Annotated in this window: 18 protein-coding genes; 9 read left to right on the top strand and 9 right to left on the bottom strand. The window is 65.8% G+C overall.

Features of this window, described 5'->3' with window-relative positions:
- From IEX41_RS05815 to IEX41_RS05805, 3 genes are read right to left on the bottom strand one after another with little or no spacing between them, the layout of a single operon-like run.
- Positions 1 to 1,329, bottom strand: coding sequence for an acyclic terpene utilization AtuA family protein (locus IEX41_RS05815; protein WP_188789306.1), 1,329 nt, complete (start codon positions 1,327 to 1,329; stop codon positions 1 to 3).
- Positions 1,326 to 3,185 carry a TRAP transporter permease gene (locus IEX41_RS05810; protein WP_188789305.1) on the bottom strand — a complete coding sequence of 620 codons (1,860 nt, stop codon included), beginning with the start codon at positions 3,183 to 3,185 and terminating at the stop codon, positions 1,326 to 1,328. Before IEX41_RS05810 ends, IEX41_RS05815 begins: the two co-directional genes overlap by 4 nt.
- A gap of 4 nt (positions 3,186 to 3,189) precedes the next feature.
- On the bottom strand, positions 3,190 to 4,152 hold the full coding sequence (locus IEX41_RS05805) for a TAXI family TRAP transporter solute-binding subunit (RefSeq protein WP_188789304.1): 963 nt from the start codon (positions 4,150 to 4,152) through the stop codon (positions 3,190 to 3,192).
- A gap of 50 nt (positions 4,153 to 4,202) precedes the next feature.
- Here IEX41_RS05805 and IEX41_RS05800 point away from each other — a divergent pair, with 50 nt between their 5' ends.
- Positions 4,203 to 5,192 carry a LysR family transcriptional regulator gene (locus tag IEX41_RS05800; protein ID WP_188789303.1) on the top strand — a complete coding sequence of 330 codons (990 nt, stop codon included), beginning with the start codon at positions 4,203 to 4,205 and terminating at the stop codon, positions 5,190 to 5,192.
- A gap of 299 nt (positions 5,193 to 5,491) precedes the next feature.
- Here the strand turns inward: IEX41_RS05800 and IEX41_RS05795 are convergent, their stop codons facing one another.
- Positions 5,492 to 6,319, bottom strand: coding sequence for an oxidoreductase (locus IEX41_RS05795; protein ID WP_188789302.1), 828 nt, complete (start codon positions 6,317 to 6,319; stop codon positions 5,492 to 5,494).
- Positions 6,320 to 6,415: 96 nt separating this feature from the next.
- Between IEX41_RS05795 and IEX41_RS05790 the strand changes: the two genes are divergently transcribed.
- On the top strand, positions 6,416 to 7,306 hold the full coding sequence (locus tag IEX41_RS05790) for an AraC family transcriptional regulator (RefSeq protein ID WP_188789301.1): 891 nt from the start codon (positions 6,416 to 6,418) through the stop codon (positions 7,304 to 7,306).
- 501 nt (positions 7,307 to 7,807) lie between these two features.
- On the opposite strand, the gene IEX41_RS05785 is transcribed toward IEX41_RS05790, so the two are convergent.
- Genes IEX41_RS05785 through IEX41_RS05765 form a run of 5 tightly spaced genes read right to left on the bottom strand, consistent with a single transcriptional unit; the run spans position 7,808 to position 12,734 of the window.
- A complete protein-coding gene (locus IEX41_RS05785) occupies positions 7,808 to 8,713 on the bottom strand; it encodes a sugar phosphate isomerase/epimerase family protein (protein WP_188789300.1) in 906 nt (301 codons plus the stop codon).
- A gap of 29 nt (positions 8,714 to 8,742) precedes the next feature.
- Positions 8,743 to 9,579: an ABC transporter permease gene (locus IEX41_RS05780; RefSeq protein WP_229672961.1), complete on the bottom strand. Its 837-nt coding sequence runs from the start codon at positions 9,577 to 9,579 to the stop codon at positions 8,743 to 8,745.
- Positions 9,576 to 10,427 carry an ABC transporter permease gene (locus IEX41_RS05775; protein WP_188789299.1) on the bottom strand — a complete coding sequence of 284 codons (852 nt, stop codon included), beginning with the start codon at positions 10,425 to 10,427 and terminating at the stop codon, positions 9,576 to 9,578. The genes IEX41_RS05780 and IEX41_RS05775 overlap by 4 nt, the downstream gene beginning before the upstream one ends.
- A complete protein-coding gene (locus IEX41_RS05770; RefSeq protein WP_188789298.1) occupies positions 10,424 to 11,488 on the bottom strand; it encodes an ABC transporter ATP-binding protein in 1,065 nt (354 codons plus the stop codon). The genes IEX41_RS05775 and IEX41_RS05770 overlap by 4 nt, the downstream gene beginning before the upstream one ends.
- 4 nt (positions 11,489 to 11,492) lie before the next feature.
- Entirely contained in the window at positions 11,493 to 12,734 is a 1,242-nt protein-coding gene (locus IEX41_RS05765) for an extracellular solute-binding protein (protein ID WP_188789297.1), read from the bottom strand.
- 167 nt (positions 12,735 to 12,901) lie between these two features.
- Here IEX41_RS05765 and IEX41_RS05760 point away from each other — a divergent pair, with 167 nt between their 5' ends.
- From IEX41_RS05760 to IEX41_RS05730, 7 genes are all read left to right on the top strand, one after another.
- Positions 12,902 to 14,035, top strand: coding sequence for an ROK family transcriptional regulator (locus tag IEX41_RS05760; protein WP_188789296.1), 1,134 nt, complete (start codon positions 12,902 to 12,904; stop codon positions 14,033 to 14,035).
- A 295-nt stretch (positions 14,036 to 14,330) separates the two neighbouring features.
- Positions 14,331 to 15,401: an ABC transporter ATP-binding protein gene (locus IEX41_RS05755; protein ID WP_229672959.1), complete on the top strand. Its 1,071-nt coding sequence runs from the start codon at positions 14,331 to 14,333 to the stop codon at positions 15,399 to 15,401.
- A 36-nt stretch (positions 15,402 to 15,437) separates the two neighbouring features.
- Positions 15,438 to 16,409 carry an ABC transporter substrate-binding protein gene (locus IEX41_RS05750; RefSeq protein WP_188789294.1) on the top strand — a complete coding sequence of 324 codons (972 nt, stop codon included), beginning with the start codon at positions 15,438 to 15,440 and terminating at the stop codon, positions 16,407 to 16,409.
- Positions 16,410 to 16,413: 4 nt separating this feature from the next.
- Positions 16,414 to 18,150, top strand: a complete 1,737-nt coding sequence (locus IEX41_RS05745; RefSeq protein ID WP_229672958.1) for an ABC transporter permease — start codon at positions 16,414 to 16,416, stop codon at positions 18,148 to 18,150.
- Positions 18,138 to 19,175 (top strand): MBL fold metallo-hydrolase, encoded by a 1,038-nt coding sequence (locus IEX41_RS05740; RefSeq protein WP_229672957.1) that lies wholly within the window; start codon positions 18,138 to 18,140, stop codon positions 19,173 to 19,175. The genes IEX41_RS05745 and IEX41_RS05740 overlap by 13 nt, the downstream gene beginning before the upstream one ends.
- A gap of 3 nt (positions 19,176 to 19,178) precedes the next feature.
- Positions 19,179 to 19,751, top strand: a complete 573-nt coding sequence (locus tag IEX41_RS05735) for a dual specificity protein phosphatase family protein (protein ID WP_188789292.1) — start codon at positions 19,179 to 19,181, stop codon at positions 19,749 to 19,751.
- Positions 19,748 to 20,767, top strand: coding sequence for a LacI family DNA-binding transcriptional regulator (locus IEX41_RS05730; protein WP_188789291.1), 1,020 nt, complete (start codon positions 19,748 to 19,750; stop codon positions 20,765 to 20,767). Before IEX41_RS05735 ends, IEX41_RS05730 begins: the two co-directional genes overlap by 4 nt.
- Positions 20,768 to 20,780: the final 13 nt, after the last annotated feature.

Here is a 20,780-nt window from a genome sequence, read left to right as displayed (position 1 = left end):
TCAGGCCTCAAAAATCTCGTATACAGGCATGCTGTCATCGGTCGGGATAAGACCCGAGGCAACGCCAACGACCTCGCGCACGTGGCCGGTCGCCCCGCCGCCTCCCGAGGGGCCGCAAAGATAGAGGCCCTCGACTTCCTCGGCGATGCTCGAGGCCACCTCCTGCGAGGTGCAGCGCGCCGCGTAACGCATCCGTATTTCCGGCGGCTCGGGAATGGCGGGATCGGGCTCGCTGCCGACCGAGTTGTAGCCGATCAGCTCACCACGCTGTTCATGGATCTCGGCCCCGCGCGCCCGGAGGCGATCCCTGACGATGTCGATGGCAAGGCGGCCCCGCGCGATGCAGCCGGGGCCTGCATAAGAGATCTGGCCTTCACCAATCCAGCCATCGCGATATCCGACCGACACCTTCAGCTTGCCCGTCGGCGCGCGCCCGTCACCGCCCCTGACCGCGATGCGGTCGGGGCCGATTTCCTCGAACGTCACGTGCGAGAAATCGGCGACCACGTCAGGCTGGATGTAGGCGGAGGGATCGTGGATCTCGTAGAGAAGCTGCTCGGTGCATGTCGCACGGGTCACGGCGCCGCCAGTGCCTTCGAGCTTGGTCAGAATGGCGTTTCCATCCGCCTCGACCTCTGCGAGTGGGAAGCCGACATGCGCGAGGTCCGGCACGTCCTTGTGGCCGGGATCCGCGAAGTAGCCGCCGGTGATCTGCGCCGCGCATTCCAGCAGATGGCCCACGAGCGTGCCACGACCGAGCCGGGTCCAGTCATCCATGGCCCAGCCGAAGCTGTGAACGAGCGGGGCGAGGAACAGCGACGGATCTGAAGCGCGTCCGCAGATGACAACGTCTGCCCCTGCGTCAAGCGCACCGACGATGGCGCCGACGCCGATATAAGCGTTGGCCGAGACGAGCTTGTCCCCGAGCGCTCCCGCCGTGCAGTTCGTTTCAATCAAATGCAGACCAGCCACGCGGTCAAGAACGTCGTCGCCCGTGACCGCCGCTACCTTCAGGTCGGTCAGACCGAGCTCCCGGGCGATGGTCCGGACGGCCTCGGCGGCGGCCCGGGGGTTGGCGGCCCCCATGTTTGTCACGATCCGTGTGCCGCCCCTTCGGCATGGCGCGAGCACGGCCCGCATGCGCCGCTCCAGCATCCGATCATAGCCGGACGCGGGATCGGCAAGCTTGGCCTGCTGCGCGAGCGCGATTGTCCGCTCGGCCAGGCATTCGAAGACGAGGAAGTCGAGGTCCCCCCGCTCGGCGAGGTCGATGGCGGGCTCGATCCGGTCCCCGGCAAAGCCCGCGCCTGCTCCTATGCGGATGGTCATGTCAGAGCCTCCCCTCTCGTCCGTCCCACGGCGCGTCCGGCGACGAGCAATGCCAATGCCACGAAGGGGGTGACGGGATTGGGCCAGATCGCGATCGCGATCACCAGGACAAGGAGCAGCGTATCGGCGGCGCGGTTGCCGATCAGTCGCGCCCCGGACAGCAGTGCCGGGATGGCGATGACGAGCGCCAGGCCCGCGAACACCGCCTCGACGATGTCGAGCGCACTGCCCTGCATGGTCATGCCGGGATAAAGCAGCAGCAGGAACGGCACCACATATGTCACCGCCGCTAGCCGCACCGCCTCACCCGCCGCCGGAAGCCAGTTGGTATCGGCGATGCCCGAGCCCACGAAGACTGCCACGCAGACAGGCGGCGTGATCACCGAGATGGTGGCGAAGTAGAACACGAAGAGATGCGCCGCTAGGGGCGCGACGCCCACGGCAGTCAGCGCCGGCGCGAGAACCGCTGCCACGAGGACATAAGCGGCAGTTGTCGGCAGGCCCATGCCCATGATCAGGCAGACCAGTCCGACCACGAGGGCGACCAGAACCGTGGAATCCCCGGCCCAGGTCACGATAAGCGACGACAGGGTCACGCCGATGCCGGTGAGGTTGATCATCGAAACGAGCACCTGCGCCCCGGCGAGCAGCACGCCGATGATCACCATGCCGCGCCCCGCATCCTCTAGGCCCGAGAGTAGCCGGCCCGCCATCTCGCGCGCGGTGAGCCGCCCGGTCTGGGTGGCAAAGAAGGCCGCGAGAAGGCCGAGCACGCCGTAGAAGGCGGAAGTGGCGATGGACCGGCCGAGCCAGATGCCGATCCCGAGGCCGCTCAGCGCAAGCAGGATCGGCAGCACCCGGCGCGGGGCAATGACGGTGCTCCAGCCCGGCATCTCGTCCTCGGGCAGGAGCGCGAGGTTTCGGCGCAGGGCAACGAAATGGACGGTCATGAAGACCGACACGTAGAACAGCACCGCCGGCAGGATGGCCCCCACGATGATGGTCCAGTAGGACATGCCAAGGATCTCGGCCATGACGAAGGCCGCGGCCCCCATGATCGGTGGCGCGATCTGGCCGCCGGTGGAGGCGACCGCCTCAACCGCTGCCGCGAAGGGGCGCGGATACCCGAGGCGGATCATCATGGGGATGGTGAAGTTGCCGGTGGTTGCGACGTTGGCGACGGCCGAGCCCGAGATCATGCCGAAGAGCCCGCTCGCGATGGTCGCGATTTTGGCCGCGCCGCCGGGCTGGCGTCCGCCGACGCGCATGGCGAAATCCATGAAGGCCTGCCCGCCGCCGGTATGCAGCAGCAGCGCGCCGAAGAGGACGAAGGCCGCGATTACGGTGGCGGCGACGCCGGTGAGCATGCCCCAGATGCCGAGATCGCCGAGGAAGATGGTCTCAGTCACGAAGGCGGCGTCAAAGCCACGGTGGCTGAGCGCGCCGGGAAGATGGTTGCCGAAAAGCGCATAGGCGAGCCCGAGCAGCACCAGAACAGGAAAGATAAGACCAACGGTCCGCCTGCCGAGTTCGAGCACAGCGGCCACGAGCCCCACGGTGAGGGCCATGTCGAGGCGGGTGGCCCAGGGCAGCGAGCCCATGATCGTCTCATAGTTCCACACCACGTAGCCGCAGGCGATGACAGTGACCGCGGCGAGGGCCAAGTCCACAGCCAGCCCGACCGGACGCCAGGACGTATCCCGCCCGAGCGGGTAGAGCGCGAAACCGAGACACGAGACGAGAGCAAGAAAGAGAGCCCTCTGGACCAGCCCCTCGAAGGGGCCGGTCGCAGCGGTGTAGAAGACGAAGGCACCGACCAGGACGGCCAGCGCTTTCTGGAAGCGCTCGAGGCTCACGGGATCACCCTTCCGGCTGGAGCTTTTCGGGGAGGTCGTAGCCGTTGTCCTCGAACCAGCGCGCGGCGCCGGGGTGCAGCGGGATGGTACCGTAGTCGAGGGTCATTTCGGCGAGATCGGCATCCTTGATGCTGGCCATCGCATTCGCCTGCGCGGACGTGTCGGCCATGATCGCAGAGACGATCTTGTAGGCGGCCTCCTCGTCCAGTGAGGCGGGGGCTGCGACGCCCACACCGAACGCCCAGGTGGTGTAGGCCGGGATGCCCTCGGCCGCGCCCTCGGGGATGTCGACCACGGAGAGGTCTGGCATTTCCGCGCGCAGGGTCTCGGCCTGTTCGTCGGTCAGGCCCAGCACCTCGATTTCGGTTGCGGTCGCGATATCCATCGTCGAGCCGTCGAGCTTCAGCCCGGAGCCCGACTTGACGTAGCCGGCGACGCGATTGTCCTTGATCGCGCCGACGACATCGGTGGTGGAGCCGCGGGCGAAATCCGCGCTGAGGCCGAGTGTATCGAACACGGCCTCGGTCGTCGCCTCGGTGGACGAGCCACGGATGCCGGGGTTGAACCTCACGCCATCAAGATCTTCGAGACTGTCAACACCGGCATCGGCCCGCACGATCGCGTTCTGGGGTGCGTTGGTGTAGACCCACAAAAGACGCAGATCCTGCTGGTTGCCTTCGAAATCGCTGGTTCCGGCATAAGCGTGCTGCGCTGTGTTGGTCGTTACCAGACCCATGTCGATCTGATCGCGCGACATCCGCTTGATGTTGTCAAGCGTCGCGCCGGTTTCGACGACAGATGCGGACAAACCCTCGGCGTTCTCGTTGATGAGCTGTCCAACCGCCACGAAGTAGCCGTAATGGCTCGAAGATGCCGACGTGGAGCCGATCAGCAGCTCCTGATCCTGCGCGAGAGCCGGGCCGGCCAGAAGAGTCACGCCCAGCAGGGCGCCGATTGCGCGTGTCATATTATCCTCCCTTGATCGCAATCCCCCTCCCGGGGACGCAGGATCAGACGATGCCCCACGAGATCTATTGCGTGAAGTGCGCTTTCGTTCATTATCCGTGCATGGAACACAACAATGTCACACTCGCCGATTACGCGGCCGTCATCGCGCTGCTAGACACGGGTTCTTTCCGCGCGGCCTCTGAGGCATTGCACCTGTCGCCTTCGGCCCTGTCCCGTCAGATCGCCGGGCTCGAGGCGCGGCTTGGCACCCGATTGTTCGATCGCGATACGCGCAATCTGGCTACGACCGCCGCCGGCGAGGTCTTCGGGCGCGTCGCCCGACGGATGCTCTATTCGGCCGAAGACGGCATGGCGGAATTCGAGGCCTTCGTATCGAGTCGGCAGGGCCGTCTGACCATCGCTGGTCTTCCTTCGGTGACGGCCGGTTTGCTGCCGAGGCTGATCGGGGAGTTCTCGGAGGCGCATCCAGGCATCGACCTGCGCATCCTCGATGCCCTGTCCGGCAGCGTGCTCGAGGCGGTCGAGAGCGGCGTTGCCGATCTTGGCTTCACCGCGGGGACCGTGTCAGCGCGCAGCCGGCTCGATTTCCAGCCACTGCTAGATGATAAATTCGTGGCGATCGGGCACCCTGCCGGCCCGCTGGCCGAGGAGCGCGCCTACGCCTGGCACGAGCTCATCGCGATGCCCTTCATCGCCATGGCGGAAGGCACGAGCGTGCGCGAATTGCTCGATGCAGCATGCCTGCGGCTCGGCACGGCACTGTCGCCCCGGTTCGAGGTTGCGCATCTCGCCACCGCTGGGGCGCTGGTCGCGGCCGGGCTCGGCGTGACCGCCCTGCCCACGCTGACGCTACCAGTCCTCAACATGGGCAATCTTATCGAGCGACCAATCACCGATTTCGGTGCGCGGCGTCGTATCGGGCTCGTGCGCAGGACAGGTCGAACGCTCTCACCAGCGGCGAGCGCGTTCGTCGAGCTTGTAAAACGGAGCTCCGGTGGACCTCCTCGGCCCCGTCCCACGACCGAAAGAAAAGTGTGATGAGCCGGTGGATACTGATCTCATCGTGGCCTTTATATCGAACGCCTCAGATGTTCAGTTGATGTGCAGCGAATGGCAGGCTTCTCCGCTCTGCGGGCCCTGCCCTGCCAGATCATGCTGCACGATGCCGCCGATGGCCGGGTGCGACGGAGACCTCGGCCAAGGTGGAGCGCTCGGCCACCGCGCTGCCGCGTGACCGCGTCGTGTCCACAGCAGTCGCTCTTATCTGGTGCCGCGAAAAGCCAAGTCGGGCCCGACGGCGGTGTGTCTTCGGGCCCAAGTACGGCTGGCGTTCGCCTTTAACTGTCGGTGGAGCAGGTGACGGCTTCCCAGTCATCGATTTCCTGGAGCATCGCATGAAGCCGCTTGCGCACCAGGCCGAGCGCGTCGCTGCCGAGCAGAAGCTGCGGCGGGGGAGTGTCCGACATCACGAGGCCGAGGACGGCCTCAGCAAGCTTGGCGGGATCGCCAAGCTGGGCGCCGTCCTTTTCCTGCCGCGCTCGGCGGATCGGGTCGAAGAGACTGTCGTAATCGGCGATGGAGCGTTCGCTCCGAACCATGGATCGACCTGCCCAGTCGGTGCGGAAAGAGCCGGGGCAGAGTGCCGTTACATGCACCCCGAACGGCGCCATCTCGCTGCGCATGACCTCGGAGAGGCCCTGCAGTGCGAACTTGCTGCCACAGTAGTAAGCGATCCCGGGCATTGTGATCAGACCGCCCATCGAAGTGACGTTAAGGATGAAGCCGGCTCGGCGCAGGCGAAACCGGGGCAGAAAGGCCTTGGCCACCGCGACCGCTCCGAAGACATTGACGTCGAACTGGCGCTGCATCTCGGACAGGGGGGATTCCTCCAGCACGCCCTCGTGGCCGTAGCCGGCATTGTTCACGAGGACATCGACCGGCCCGAAATCTTCCTCCGCCCGGGCGACCACCGCGTCGATACGATCGACATCGGCGACGTCGCAAAGAACCGGATGTACGTCGGGAAGACGTTCGAGGAGCGAGGCCCGCGCTGCCTCAGAGCGGACCGTGCCGATCACCTTGTGTCCCGCTTTCCAGGCCGCGCTAGCGATTGCAAATCCGATCCCCGAATTGGCGCCTGTAATGAAGAAAGTCTTGCCTGACATGAAGAGGCCCTCGCTTGCGTGTTTCGATGGATTGACAGATTGTCTTGAACGAACCCGTCGTACACGGCTGATCCTCTCTCATTTTTGCCCGATCCTATGAACTCCACTGATCTCCTCTCCCAAGCGGCAGAAATCGCGCCCCGAGCGGGGTATAACCGCACGATATTGCCTGGCCTGCGCATCCTGCGCTCGGAAGCCGTGCTCGAGGATGTGCCGGTCCTCTACCGGCCCGGTGCGGTCTTCGTGCTGCAGGGCGCCAAGCAGGGCTTTCTGGGCGGGACGGTCTATCGCTACGATGCCGATCACTATCTTGCCGTCTCGGTTCCCGTGCCGTTCCGTATGGCCTCGCAGGCCGATCCCGAACGGCCGCTTCTGGCGCTCTATCTCGAGTTCGACCTGCAGCTGGCCGCTGAGATCGCCGTCGCTCTGGACGCGATGGGAGAGACGACACCGGCGCAGGCCCGGAGCCTCGTCTCCAGCCCGATGGACCCGCGGATACACGCGCTTCTGGGCAGGACCCTTGCCGCGCTCGCGGATCCGCAGGAAGCAACGATCCTGGGCCAGGGACTGCTGCGGGAGCTACATTACCGTGTACTCGTCGGGCCGCAGGGCGGCGCCCTTCGCACCGCCCTGCGGCAACGAGGCCCCTCGGGACGAATACTCGAGAGCTTGGGGCGGATCCGGCAAAGCTTCACCACGAGCCTCTCGGTGCCCGATCTGGCCACCGCGGCCGGGATGAGCGTTGCGTCCTATCATGCCCACTTCAAACAGCTGACGGGCACCTCGCCGCTCCGGTATATCAAGGCAATGCGCCTGCACGAGGCAAGACTGATGATCGCGCGCAACCACGGTTCGGTTGCCAGTGTCGCGGCGGAAGTCGGCTACCAGAGCGCCTCCCAGTTCAGCCGTGACTTCCGCAGGCATTTCGGTCGGAGCGCGATGGAAGAAGCCCGCTGGATGACGGATCACCTGGGCGAAGCGATATGATCTCTTGCGCAGATCGATGGCCCTCATGGCACGCAGCTCGACGCAGACACCCGTGACGAATTTCGCTAAGTGGCTCGCACAGGTATAGGAGTGACCGCTTCCTTACCCCCCTCTGCCCACCAATGCTGCGCACAAGCGCGGAGCTCCGCTTCTTGGAAGTCGCCCTTTAGTGACAACATGCCCGGCGAAATTCCGGAGAGGCCGTAAGCATCACGCAGCACAGTCAGGCTGGTCATGCCCCCCCTGCGGCGCCACATAACCGCCTTGCGTCCGTCTGGTTCGTTAGGCAGGTCGTGAGGCTCAGGCTTTTTCCAGGGCCGTGACGCCGCTTCCAGTCATAAGATCTGGAACTCATCGTCAAAAAGCACTGCAGCTCATATGAGCGGGGGCGATTGCCACCCGCCGCACTCATGTCATGGACCGACGGATTGCGGGCACTCGTAGAGAGAGCGGCTCATTCAGGCGGAACCGTGGGACCGCTGCGAAGGGCCAGAGACGTGTTCAACGCGCGACGCGCGCCATGCGCGCCAAGCGCCGTCCTTCGGCGACGGTGTCGTCTAGGCCGTGCCAGAGATGCTTGTTCAGCTCGACGTTGAAGATCGTCGCGGCCGGGAACTGGCCAAGCGACAGCAGGCGGTCGAACGGCAAATTGCCCCAACCCAGCGGTAAGTGCAGATCCCCGGTACCAAAGCCCATCGCCTCGAACCGGGTGTGTACCGGGATCGTGCCGCTGCGGCCGAAGCTGTCGTGGAGGTGGACGTGCTTGGCAAGCGGGATCAGGGCGGCAACCTCGGCTTCGAAATCTAGTCCCATCGCATCGCATTGCAGGGCCGCGTGGCTTACGTCGAGGCAGGCCACGAGGTTTGGGTCATCCATCAGGCGCAATTCGGCCGCCAGCTGAGAGGGCGAGGCGGTGATACGGTTTCCCTTCTCGGAAAAGATGTTCTCAACACAGAGGATCACACCGGTTTCGCGCGCTTCGGCGGCCAGGGTCATGAGGCTCTCGCGCTGCTGATCATAAAGCCGGGCCATCTGAGCCGAGGAACTTCCGGTGGCGAAAAAGCCTGTGTGCAGCACCATGTGCTCGGCTCCGATTGCGCCGGCGATGTGTAGATGCGCGCGGGCCAACGCCATGTGCAGCGGCAGGTAGGCGGGATCACAGGTGAAGTTCAGGCCGATTGCGGCGTGGGCCGTCCACTGAAACCGGCGATCCTTGAGCGCGGCCTGGAGCGCGGCCAGCCGGTCGGGCATGACACGGCCGTTGAGCACCAGCTCCATCCACAGGAGCGGCACTTCGACCGTGTCGACATCGCGGGCCTCGAGCAGGTCAAGGCTTTCGGAGATGGTCTGCGGCTGGCCGTTGGCGGACTCTGCCGAAAAGCCCAGCCGGATGGGGTCAGAAGTCATGGTTTTTCCTTGGTCTTGAGAAGGTTGGGTCAGAGCTTGCCCATGCCGCCTGCCATGACGTCGTCACGCATGTAGCGGCCACCGAGCAGGAAGACGACCAGCACCGGAATCAGCAGGATCAAACTGACCACAGAGGCGACAGGCATCATCAGCGAGGCCGAGAGGTTGACGAAGAGACGGGTTGGCAGGGTCTGGATGATCGGGGCGCCGACAATGAAAGTGCGTTCAAATTCCTCAAAACTGCCCACGAAGGACAACATGCCGGCAGCGAGCATGGCCGGCATCCCCAAGGGCAAGATCAGGTGGCGCAGGATCTGCCAGCGGCGCGCGCCGAGCGACCGGGCTGCATGCACCAGATCGTCAGGGATGCCTTCGAAGGCCCCCGAGAGGATCCTGATGGTCAGGGGCAGCACGCCCGCGGTCTGCACAAGGATGACCCCCGGTATTGTATAGGCCAGGTCCATACGCAGGAAGACGCGCCCGAGCCCGACCGCGACGACGATGCCCGGGACGATAAGCGGGGCCAGCACGAAAAGCTCAACCAGGCGCTTGGCGCGGAACTGGAACCGCGCGAGGCCCCAGGCCGTGGGCACCGCCAGCACCATCGAGAACAGTGTCACGGCGACGGCGATCACCGAAGAGTTGACGAAGGCGCTGAACAGCGTTTCGTCCATGGTAAAGAGTTCCCAGTGGCGCAGGGAATAGGCGCCAGGCAGGATCGAGGGCGGGAACCAGCCGTTCGAGACCGACCACAAGACGATGATCCCGATGGGCAGGACAAGGCCGAGCAGGACGTAAACCGCCGCGATCCCGCTGAGGGTCAGCTTGCGACGCATGGCGCGCGGGCTTTGGGCTTCTGGCGTCATTGGCGGGACTCCCGTCCGGGGCGCAGGGACAGCGCTGTCAGGGTGTAGTAGGCAGCGAGTACGAGGAAGGCGGCGATAATCAGCACGGTGCCCATCGCGTAGATCTCGGCCCATTTCCCTTCGCGGTAGCTTTCATACATCAGCACGGGCAGCGGCATCGGGTAGGTCGGACCGAGGATCGAGGGGGCCGCAAAGGAGCCGAGTGACTTGACGAAGCACAACAGGGCCGCGGCGGTGATGCCGGGCATGGCCATCGGCAATTCGATCGCGAGGAAGGCCCGCAGCCGCGATGCCCCCAGCGACCGCGCGGCCGGCACCATGTCCGACGCGATGGCGCCGAAAGCGCCGGTGATGATCAGCGCCATGAAGGGCGTGTCCTTCCAGATACTGGTAAGGACGACGGCGATGCCCCACTCATCGCGCACGATGCGCGGCATTCTCAGACCGACATGCATCAGGATGCGGTCGAGGAACCCGCCCTGTTCGACCATGGTGAGCACCATGAAGGCGGCGATGATGCCGGGCACGGCCAGGGGGATCTTGTAAAGCCCGTTCAGCAGTTTGCGGCCGAACATCGGCTGTTGCAGCAGCAAGGCCAGCGGCACGGCGATGAAGAGCGTCAGCACTGTCGGCGTGATGGCGTAGTAAAGAGACATCTGCAGCCCGCGCCAGTAGGCCGGTCTTTCAAAGATCATGGCAAGGTGATCGAAGGTGAAGCCCACGCCGCCCGGGCCGAGCCCGATTGACCCGGTCAGCGCCCACCATAGCGGCAGGCCGAAGGTCAGCAGCAGGAAGCCGATGCCAGGCAGAAGCAGCAAAAGCAGCGAAAGCACGTTCTTGCGGATCATGCGGCCTCACCCGGGGTGTCCTGCAGCGGAGTCGCGTCGCCCATGGCTGAAATGTCGACACGCGTGCCCCTGTCGATAAGCGGCGCATCGCTGTCGCGACGCACCCGGAACGCATGGCCGCCGCAGTCGACGGAATACAGAACGTCAGCGCCTAGAAATTGCAGCTCGGTCACCGTGGCCGGCCCCGAAGTATCGGGGCTGATGCGCAGGGCTTCGGCTCGCAGCGAGACCTGGCTCGGCCCGTGAGCGGGGGCGCGCAGCGCAATGGCCTGCCCCCATGGCGTGCCGGCACTGCGGCCTTCGGCCGTGACCGGCACGATGTTGGTCTGGCCAAGAAACTCTGCCGTGAAGCGCATCTTGGGGTCCAGGTAGAGATCGCGCGGCGTACCCGTCTCGACCACCCGGCCTTCGTTCAGCAGGATGATCCGGTCCGACATCGACATCGCTTCAGTCTGGTCGTGGGTCACGTAGAGCGAGGTCGATCTGGTTTCGCGGTGCAGCTCCAACAGATCTTCGCGCAGCGAATCCCGAAGCTTGGCGTCGAGGTTCGACAGCGGCTCGTCCAGCAGCAGAAGGGTCGGTTGCATCACCAGCGCGCGGGCCAGCGCGACGCGCTGTTGCTGGCCGCCGGACAGGTGGCGCGGCATGCGCCTGAGCAGGGGCGTCAGCCCACATATCCCGACCACGTGGTCGAAGCGGCGGTCTGCCTCGGCGCGGGGAATGCGCTTCATCTTGAGGCCAAAGCGGATGTTGTCGCCAACTGACATATGCGGGAACAGGGCGTAGGATTGGAACACAATCGCCATGTCGCGCCGTTCGGGCGGCAGGTGGGTGACGTCGGTGCCGTCGAGGCGGACTGTACCGCCCGTGGGCTCGATGATGCCTGTGATGATCCGAAGCAATGTGGACTTGCCGCAGCCTGACGGGCCGAGGATGGTCACGAATTCGCCGGTCTGCACCTCGAGCGAGGTGGGAAAGAGCACCGGCGCCTCGGTGTAGCGTTTCGTTATGGCGGTCAGCGATAGCGCGGGCGCCACTGATGTGCCGGAACCCTCTCCCATTCCCCTATTTCTCCAGCACGTTGGCGACGAAACCCTCACGAATGGCCGCATACATGACCGGCGACACCGAGGTGAGCTGACGCGCCGGGTACTGATCCGGAGAGGCAAGCAGCTTCTGCGCCTCTTCGGGGATTAGCGAGCGGTCAAGGTCGGTGCGCGGCGAGCGCGAGGCAAAGCCCATCAGCTTCCACGCCTGATGCTTGGCATCCAGCATTTCATTCACGAAGAGCATCGCACCGGCGAGGTTCTCGGTGTTGGAGGGAATCAGCACGCCTTCGGCGCCGCCGATCTGCCCTCCTTCGAGAATCTCGACCCGGACGGTGTCGGGCAGCTGACTGGTCTGGATGTATGAATAGGTCAGGTCTTCCCACGCGGTGCCGACCGTGGCGATACCGTTGGCCATCAGGTTGAGCGTGTCGGTGTTGCCGTTGGTCAGCTCTGCCGTTTCCAGCAGCCTGTTGAAGTAGTCCCAGACCGGGGCGTAGCAGTCGGTGTCGTCGACGAGGGCGGCGGCGTCTTCATCGGCGATCCGAAGATTGGCCTGCTGCGCGATGCAGTCCTCGGTCATCAGGTTCATGGCGACAGATTTCAGGAAGTTGGAGCCTGACCCGCCACGCAGCGGTGAGGTGATGGCCACCTTGCCGGGGTTTTCGGCCGAGAAGTCGAGCAGCGCCTGGTAGGTGGTCGGCACGTTGTCGACCATAGCCGAATTCCAGGCGATCACGGTCTGGTTCGCGTGGAACGGGACATAGGCACCGCCGTGTTCGATGCCGTGATAGACCGAGGTGAACTGGGGGTTCAGGTTCTGCGTGTTGGGCAGCAGGTCGATCAGGCGAATGTTCGCCATCTGGTCCAGATCGGCAGGCAGATCGGAGGTGAAGTACACGTCCATCGGCGCCGGTTCACCCTCGCGCGAGGTAGCGTCCATCTGCTGCAATCCGGGTGCCGTCTCGACCGAGGCGAAGGTCACGTCGATGCCGTATTTTTCCTCGAACGCGGGAATGATCTCTTCCTGAAACACCACGAGCGGCGCCGGGGGCCAGTAGCTGTAGACGGTCAGTGACCCGGCCTCCTGCGCCAGCGGCACAAGCATGTCGTAGAAATTCTCGGTGGTCAGCGCCGACATGTCGACGGACGTGTCGCGCATGTTGAAGCTGTCGCCATACGCAGGGCTATCGGCTTGCTGGGCGGTCGCACCAGCCGCGCAGAGAGCGAGGCCGGAAATAGTGAGGGTGAGTCGTTTCATGAGGCGGCTCCTTGTGCTCCGCTGGTGTCACGGTGCCCTCATAGCGGTGGTATATGACGCTTTCTTTTCAGAAAGAAAATTATATACCTATTTTGCGGAGAAGCGCCGCGACGGGCACAAAGGCGCTGTCGTCCGCGGAGGACCGCGTTGCAGGAGCACGATGTGACATGAAGATTGACCTGAAGCAGAACCACCGGCGGATCTTGGACATCCTAAGACGCAAGGGCCCGCTGCCGCGGATCGACCTTGTCGAACTGACCTCGCTTCAGCCAGGAACGCTGACACGTCTGTCGCAGGACCTGATCGAGATGGGTCTACTCGAGGACGTGGATTTCGACGCGGTGCCCGGCGTCACAAGCCTTTCCAAGCGCAAGACGCGGCTGTTGCGACTGGACGGCCGCAGCCTTTTCACACTTGGCATCGTCTGCACCGTGGACAGGACCGTTATGGCCTTGTCGTCGCTGGCCGGGGAGGTGGTCGCGCATCTCGCGCTCGATGCCGATATGTCCGATCCCTTCGATGTCGCGCGGGCTGCAGGGGAGAAGGTCGACACCCTGCTGGAAACCGCCGGTGCGACGCGGCAGCAGCTGGTGGCGGCCGGTGTGTCGGTGCCAATCAATTTCCATCGAAGCCCGGAGCGCACCTTCGTTCCCGGGCGATGGACTCACTGGCGTGGCGCGGCGGTGCGCGAGGTTTTTGCCGAGGGGCTCGGCCTGCGGACGTGGATCATCAACGATGCCCATGCAGCGGCGCTCGCGGAAAGCTACTTCGGTGCAGGCAGCACACTGGAGAGCTTCAACCTGGTCTATCTCGGTTATGGCATTGGCGGTGGAAACATCATCGAGCGGCGTCTCTACGCTGGCAGTTTCGGAAACGCAGCGGCTTTGGGCAGCTACTTCCCGCATGGGGCGCGGCGACCTTCGGGGCAGGATCTTCTGGACTATGCCGCAGATCGGGGCCTGCGGGTCGACAGCCTGTTCGACCTCCCCGAAGATCTCTCCCGGCACATTGATCTTGGCCCCTGGATCGACTGGACCTGCGATCAGCTGCATCCGGTTCTCGAGCTGGTGAAGGTGATGTTCGACGGCGAGGCTATCGTGATCGGAGGGCTCTTACCCCCCGAGGTCCTGCAGCGGCTCGCGGAAAGGCTCGAAGCGCGGACGCCGGCACATATGCGTGAGACGCGCTATCTTGCCTCATCCCTTTCACGCCAGGAGTTCCATCTGGCTGCGGCAAGCATCCCCCAGTTCGAAATCACGCATCCTTACGCGTACAAGGGGCAGGTCGTAAAAGGCGCGTGAAACTCGCACCGCGGCTATAGACGCCAAGAATCCCAGCTGGCCGCGTCGGCACGCACTTGCTAAAGACGAGATGCCTTTCAACCAGCTGGGGTAAGCCTGCTGCAGCAAGCCTGTCACGGGTTACGGCCAGCATGTCGTGGCAGCTCATGGTTTCCCCGCCTGCCGCCACGGTGCGGCGCCCACTGTCATGAAAGCTTCAGGGAACCGTCGCATCGGCGTTGTGTCCGCCCGGCATCTGCTGCGGCAACTGCACAGCTGTGCAGTGCCACAGACGACCCGGAAAGGAACCAGCACCGTGAGCGACATCCGCCTCGACACCCTCGGCAAGAACTTTGGCAGCACCCGCGTCCTGCAAGATGTGTCGATGTCCATCGAGGCTGGCGAATTCGTCGCCGTGCTTGGCCCCTCGGGCTGCGGCAAGACCACGCTCCTGCGCTGCCTCGCGGGGTTCGAGCGGCTGACCGAGGGCTCCATCGCCATCGGCGGCAGCACCGTCTCGACCCCCAAGCGACACACCCCGCCAGAAGATCGTGGCATCGGTGTGGTGTTCCAGAACTATGCGCTTTGGCCGCATATGACCGTGGCGCAGAACGTCTCCTACGGGCTGAAGATCGCCGGCATCGCGAAATCCGACCGGGACGCGCGCGTGGCTAAGGTGCTCGACACCGTGGAGCTTGGGCCGCTGGCAAACCGCCGCCCCGCCGACCTGTCGGGCGGCCAGCGCCAGCGTGTCGCCCTAGCCCGCTGCCTTGCCATGGAAAGCCGTGTGGTGCTGCTGGACGAGCCGCTGGCGAACCTCGATGTGCACCTGCGCGGCACGCTTGAGGAGGAATTCGCCCGGTTCCACAAGCGCTCGGGCGCGACCATGTTCTACATCACCCACGACCAGTCCGAGGCGCTGGCCCTCGCCGACCGGGTCGCGGTGATGGACAAGGGGCGCATCCTGCAATTCGCCGCCCCGCGCCAGCTCTATGCCGAACCCGCGAACGAAACCGTGGCAGGCTTCATCGGCGAAGGCACGGTCACCGGCGTGCGCAACCTCTGCCCCATGGGGGGCGGGCGTGCACAGGGCGAACTGCTGGGCCACATTGCGCCGCTGCGCTGCGCGGCGAACCAGACCGCCCTGCCCCGCGCACGCATCACCTTCCACCCCGGCGATCTGCATATGGTGCCCGACCAGCACGGCATCGAAGCCCATGTCATCCGCGCCACCTACCGAGGAGCCTTCCTGCGCACCGAGGTGATGGCCGGGCCGAACGCCGACATCCCCTTCACCCTCAACATCCCCGCCCCGGCCTCGCTGACGCAAGGCCAGCGGATCTCGATCGCCCTGCGCGACGGCTGGGTTCTGCCCGAAGCCGCCTGACCTTTCATCTCCCCTACCGACAAAAGGACGCCACCCATGCGCCTCACCCTCAGCCTCACCGTTGCCGCTTCGCTGCTGTCGAGCGCGGCCTATGCAGAAACCACCCTGACGCTCTACACCAGCCAGACACCCGAGCTGGCGCAGCAGACCGTCGACGCCTTCGAAGCCAAGCACCCGGACATCAACGTGGAATGGACCCGCAACGGCACCTCCGCCCTGATGAACGTCATGCGCGCCGAGATCGAGGCCGGCCAGGTCCAGCCCGACGTGCTGCTGGTGGCCGATGTCATCAACCTTGGCGAGCTGAAGGCCGGTGGCCACCTGATGGCCTACCCCGACGCCCCGGTCGAAGGCTACGCGCCGGAAACCTACGATCCCGACATGACCTTCTTCGGCACCAAGGCGATGACCACCGGCATCGTCTACAACACCAACACCGCCGAGCCCGTGTCCACCTGGAACGAGCTGCTGACCGAGGAAAACCGCGGCCAGATCGCCGTGCCCTCGCCGCTCTATTCCGGGGCTGCGCTGAACCACTTGCACGCGATGCTGGCCAACAAGGATGACGCCTGGGCGTTCTACGAAGGGCTGAACGAGCTCGACATCATGCCCGAGGGAGGCAACGGCCCGGCCACCAACGCCGTCGCCACCGGCATGGCGAAATACGCCATCCTCGTCGACTCCACCGCCCTGCGCGCCAAGGCCGCCGGATCGCCCATCGAGTTCATCGTGCCCGAGGACGGCGTGAGCTTCATCACCGAGCCTGCCGCCATCATGTCCACCACCGAGCACCCCGAAGAAGCCAAGCTGCTGATCGACTTCCTGCTGTCGCAGGAAGCGCAGGAACTGGCGGCCGAGCAGGGCAGCATCCCGATGATGGCCGGCGTCGAAGGGCCCGAAGGCTACCCGGTTCTGGATGAGATCAAGCTGCTTGGCTACGACGCAGACAACGCGGTCGAGATCAACGAAGACGTGCGCGCCAAGTTCGCCGACATCTTCGGCCTCTGATCCCGTGAGCCTTGCAAGCACCAACCCGAAGCGCCCCTCAGGGGCGCTTCGTCTGCCATCCGCCCTGCGCGGAGAGCGCGGACTGCTGATCGCCCTCGTGCTCTTCGTGGGGGCCCTGTCGATCCTGCCGCTGGGCCGGCTGGCCTATGCCGCGCTGTTCCCGAAGGGCGACTTCGACGCCGGGCGCATCATCGACATCCTCGGCAACCGCCGCATCCTCGAAGCAACGCTCAACACCATCTACATCTCGGTGGCGGCAACGCTGGTGGCCACCGTGGTCGGCACCATGGCCGCGCTGCTCACCACGCTCAGCGACATGCGGGCGCGGACCTTGTGGATCTTCGGCTTCGTTCTGCCGCTGATGATCCCACCGCAGGTGACCGCGCTGGCGTGGATCCAGGCGTTTTCGCCCGCCTCACCGGTGCTTGGCCCGCTAGGCCTGGCGCTGGCGCCGGGCATGCGCCATCCGCTTTACTCCATGGGCGGCATCATCTTCCTGCTAGGACTCTACAACGCGCCGCTGGTCTTCCTCTCGGTCCGGGCGAGCCTCTACCGGGTGCCGTCCTCGGTGGTCGAGGCGGCGCAGGCGCAGGGGGCGCGCGGCTTTGCGCTGACCCGCGACATCATCCTGCCGCTGGCGCGGGGTGGCATCTTTGCCGGGGCGGCACTGGCCTTCGTGTCCTCGATCGGCAACTTCGGCATCCAGGCGATGCTGGGCATCCCCGCCCGCGTCTCGACCCTCATCACGCTGATCTACCAGCGGCTCAATTCCTACGGGCCGTCCGCGCTCAACGACATGGCGCTTCTGGCGCTGCTGCTGGCGGTGCTGACGGTGATCGGCATGACCATCACCGCATGGCTTGGCCGGCGCGGAGACAGCCGCGTCGACACCACGCGCCGCCCGGCCCGCCGCAGCCTAGGCCGCTGGCGCCTGCCGGTAGAGGGCGCGGCGTGGCTCTACCTTGCGATCTGCCTTGCGTTGCCGCTGTCGGCACTGCTGTGCACCGCGCTGGTGCGCGGCGTGGGCCAGCCGCTGACCCTTGATACCGTCACCTTCGAGAATTTCGCCAACGCGCTGTTTCACCACGAGGGCATCCGCGAGGCATTCGGCACCTCGATGATGCTGACGCTGGGCACCGTGGCGGTGCTGATCCCGGTGGCCGTGGCCCTTGGCTACGTGCTGAGCTGGCGGCCCGGCTGGATCGCCAAGGCGCTGAACATCGCGTCCGAGTTGGCCTATGCCCTGCCCGGCATCATCATCGGCGTCGCCATGATCCTGTTCTTCCTGCGCCCCCTGCCCTTCATCGGCACCGCGCTCTACGGGACCATCTGGGTGATCTTCGCGGCCTACCTGTCGAACTTCCTTGCCCTTGCGCTGCGGCCCATTCTTGGCGGCTATGCCCAGATCGAACGCAGCCTCGACGATGCGGCGCAGCTCGCCGGCGCAGGCATCTTCGCCCGGCTGCGGGACGTGGTGCTGCCATCGCTGGCACCCTCGGTCATGGCCGCCGCGATCCTTGTCTTCATTACCGCGGTGAACGAGATCCAGACCTCGGTGCTGCTGGTGTCGTCGCGGGCGCAGACCATCGGGCCGATGATCATCTTCCTAGAAGAGGCCGGATCGGCCACGCTTGCCGCCGCCGTGGGCTGCCTCATGGTGGCACTGGTGCTGACGTTGATGATCCTGAGTCTGATCTTCGGCAAGCGCCTGCCCGAGGGGGTGTTGCCATGGAGGGACTGACCATGACCCAAGGCCGCCTCACCGCACTGAGCGGCCTTGGCCGCAAGAGCGCGGCGGTGTTCCTCGTGGAGCTGAAGGGCCGCCGCCTGCTGCTCGACCTTGGTGACGGGCTCGAGGCCGGGGAACGCCCTGACCTGTCGGGCGCAGGCCGGATCGACGCGGTGATCCTCAGCCATGCGCACGAGGATCACGCCAACGGCCTCGACCGTCTCGACGAGATCGGCAACCCGCCGGTTTTCGCCAGCGCCGAAACCCTTCGGCAGCTGCTGCACACGCCGCCCAAGGCCCACGTGCTGCCCGAACAGGGCAGCGCCGAGGTGCTTGGCCTGCCCATCACCCTTGGCCGGGCCGGGCATGCGCCGGGGGGCATCTGGATGCACCTGCCCAGCGCCGGCGGGCTGCTCTATACCGGTGATTACAGCGTCGAGGCACCGCTTTTGCGCTGCGATCCCTTCCCGAGGGCAGACACGGTGATTGCCGATGCCTCCTACGGCGACCGCGACACGCTGCTGTCAGACCAGATCACCGCGCTGGCGCAGGCCGCCGAGGGTGGTGCCGTCCTGCCCTGCCCGCCATTCGGGCGTGGCGCGGATATGGTGACGGCGCTTGGCGCGCTTGGCCTGACCGTGCATGCCTGCGCCGAGGTCGCCGGGGAATGCGAACGGCTTACCGGCCACCGCCCGCCGGTGCGCGACGCCGCCACCGCGCATCCCGGCGACATCATCGTTGCCACCGGGGCCAATGGCGGGACAGGCCTGCCCGGCGCGCTGCGGGAACGGCCCGGCTTTCGCTTCGTGTTCTCGAGCCACGTGCCCCGGACCAGCCCCGCGCGCGTGATGATCGACGACGGGCGCGCGGTCTGGATGGGCTGGAACGTCCATCCCCGCCTGCGCGACCTTGTCTCTCTGGCCGAGACCACCGGCGCGAAACGGCTTTTGCCCGCCTTCGTCGACCTTGCCACCGCCCCGCGCCTTTGCGACGCCTTGGGCCCGCGCCTTAGCACCGACCTGACCACCGAGATCTGAGCCATGCATTTCCTCCCCGACCAGTCCCCCGAGGCCGAACGCCTCGAGGATGACCGCCCCCTGCTTTTCCCGGTGCAGGGCACCGAGACCGCCGGGTTCACCGGCCTTTGGCTGGGCAACCTGACTGCCGCCGAGGATGGCGAAGCGTTGCAGGAGGCGGGAATTTCCGCGTCCCTGAACCTTGCCATGAACATCTTTCCCGGCCCGCTTCAGCGGCCCGACGGCACGTGGGTGCGGCGCTACCAGATCGGCATGATCGACGGGCCGGGCAATGCGCCGCAGACCCTTGCCGCGGCGGTGATGCTGCTGGACGGGCTGGCGCTGACCTTCACTGAAGGTAAGCCGCATTATCCCCCAAGCACCAAGGGCGGGCTGCTGGTACATTGCCGTGGTGGGCGGTCGCGTTCGGTGACCGTGCTGGCGCTGTGGCTGTACTGGCGCCAGCCGGAGCGCTACCCGACCTTCGAAGCGGCGCTGGACGCGATGCGGACCCTGCGCCGGCAGGATGACAGCTACCCGCTGCCGCCGATGCTGGACCTTGCCTCGGACGTGCTTGGCACCGGCCTGCTGCGGTGACGCGGCGCTTCGTCTCTGCCGCCGACGTGGCGCGCCGGGCGGGGGTGTCGCGCTCGGCGGTAAGCCGGGCCTTCACCCCCGGCGCGCAGGTGTCCGAGGCGGCGCGCAAGCGCATACAGGAAGCCGCCGAAGACCTCGGCTACCGGGTCAACCGGCTGGCCCGGACCCTGCACCAGCAACGCTCCGACCTTGTGGGCGTGGTGGGTGGCAACCTCGTGAACCCCTACATCTCGGCGCAACTGGAGGCCCTCAGCGCCGGATTGCAACGCCGGGGCCTGCAATGCCTGCTGCTCAACAGCGGCGGCGGCGGAGACCTTGCGGCCCTGCTGGACTACCGCGTGCGCTCGGTGGTGCTGCTGTCAGGGGCGGCCCCGGACGAGCTGGTGCGGCTGTGCGCCCGCAACGGCGCGCGCATGGTGCTGATCGGTCGGCCTGCCCCACCCGAGGGCACCAGCGCCGACCTCATCCTCGCGGACAGCGCCGCCGGCGGGCGGCTTGCGGCGCGGCGGCTGATCGCGGCAGGCTGCCGAAACGTGGCGGTGGTGCAATCGGCGTCGCGCACCAGTGCCAAGGTGGATCGCGCCGATGCCTTCTGCACCGAGATGCAGGCCGCAGGCGTTACCTTCACCCGCTGGGCCGAAGGGCCGAACAGCTACGACACCGGCTGCTCCGCCGCCCGCGTCCTGCTCGCGCAGCCTGGCATAGACGGCATCTTCGGTGTCACCGACGAACTGGCGCTTGGCGTGCTCAACACCGCACGGTCAGAGATGGGGCGCGACGTCCCCCGCAGTCTGTCGGTCATCGGTTTCGACGACGCTCCGGTGTCCGCTTGGGCAAGCCACGGGCTCACCACCATCCGCCAATCGCTGTCGCAGCTGACCGAGGCGACGCTGGACGCGGTCGAACGCGGCCCGTCGAGCGTCCCGCGCACCGTGCGCCTGCCGGTCACCCTCGTGGAGCGCTGCAGCGTCAGCCCGCGCGGCGCCGCCGCTCCGCTGCGACCAGAAGCCGGGTGAACTCCGCCGCCCG

Source organism: Salipiger pallidus (assembly GCF_014643635.1).
Taxonomy (GTDB): Bacteria; Pseudomonadota; Alphaproteobacteria; order Rhodobacterales; family Rhodobacteraceae; genus Salipiger; species Salipiger pallidus.
Note: the sequence above shows the minus strand (reverse complement) of the source record. Positions and strands in the feature narration are given on the sequence as shown.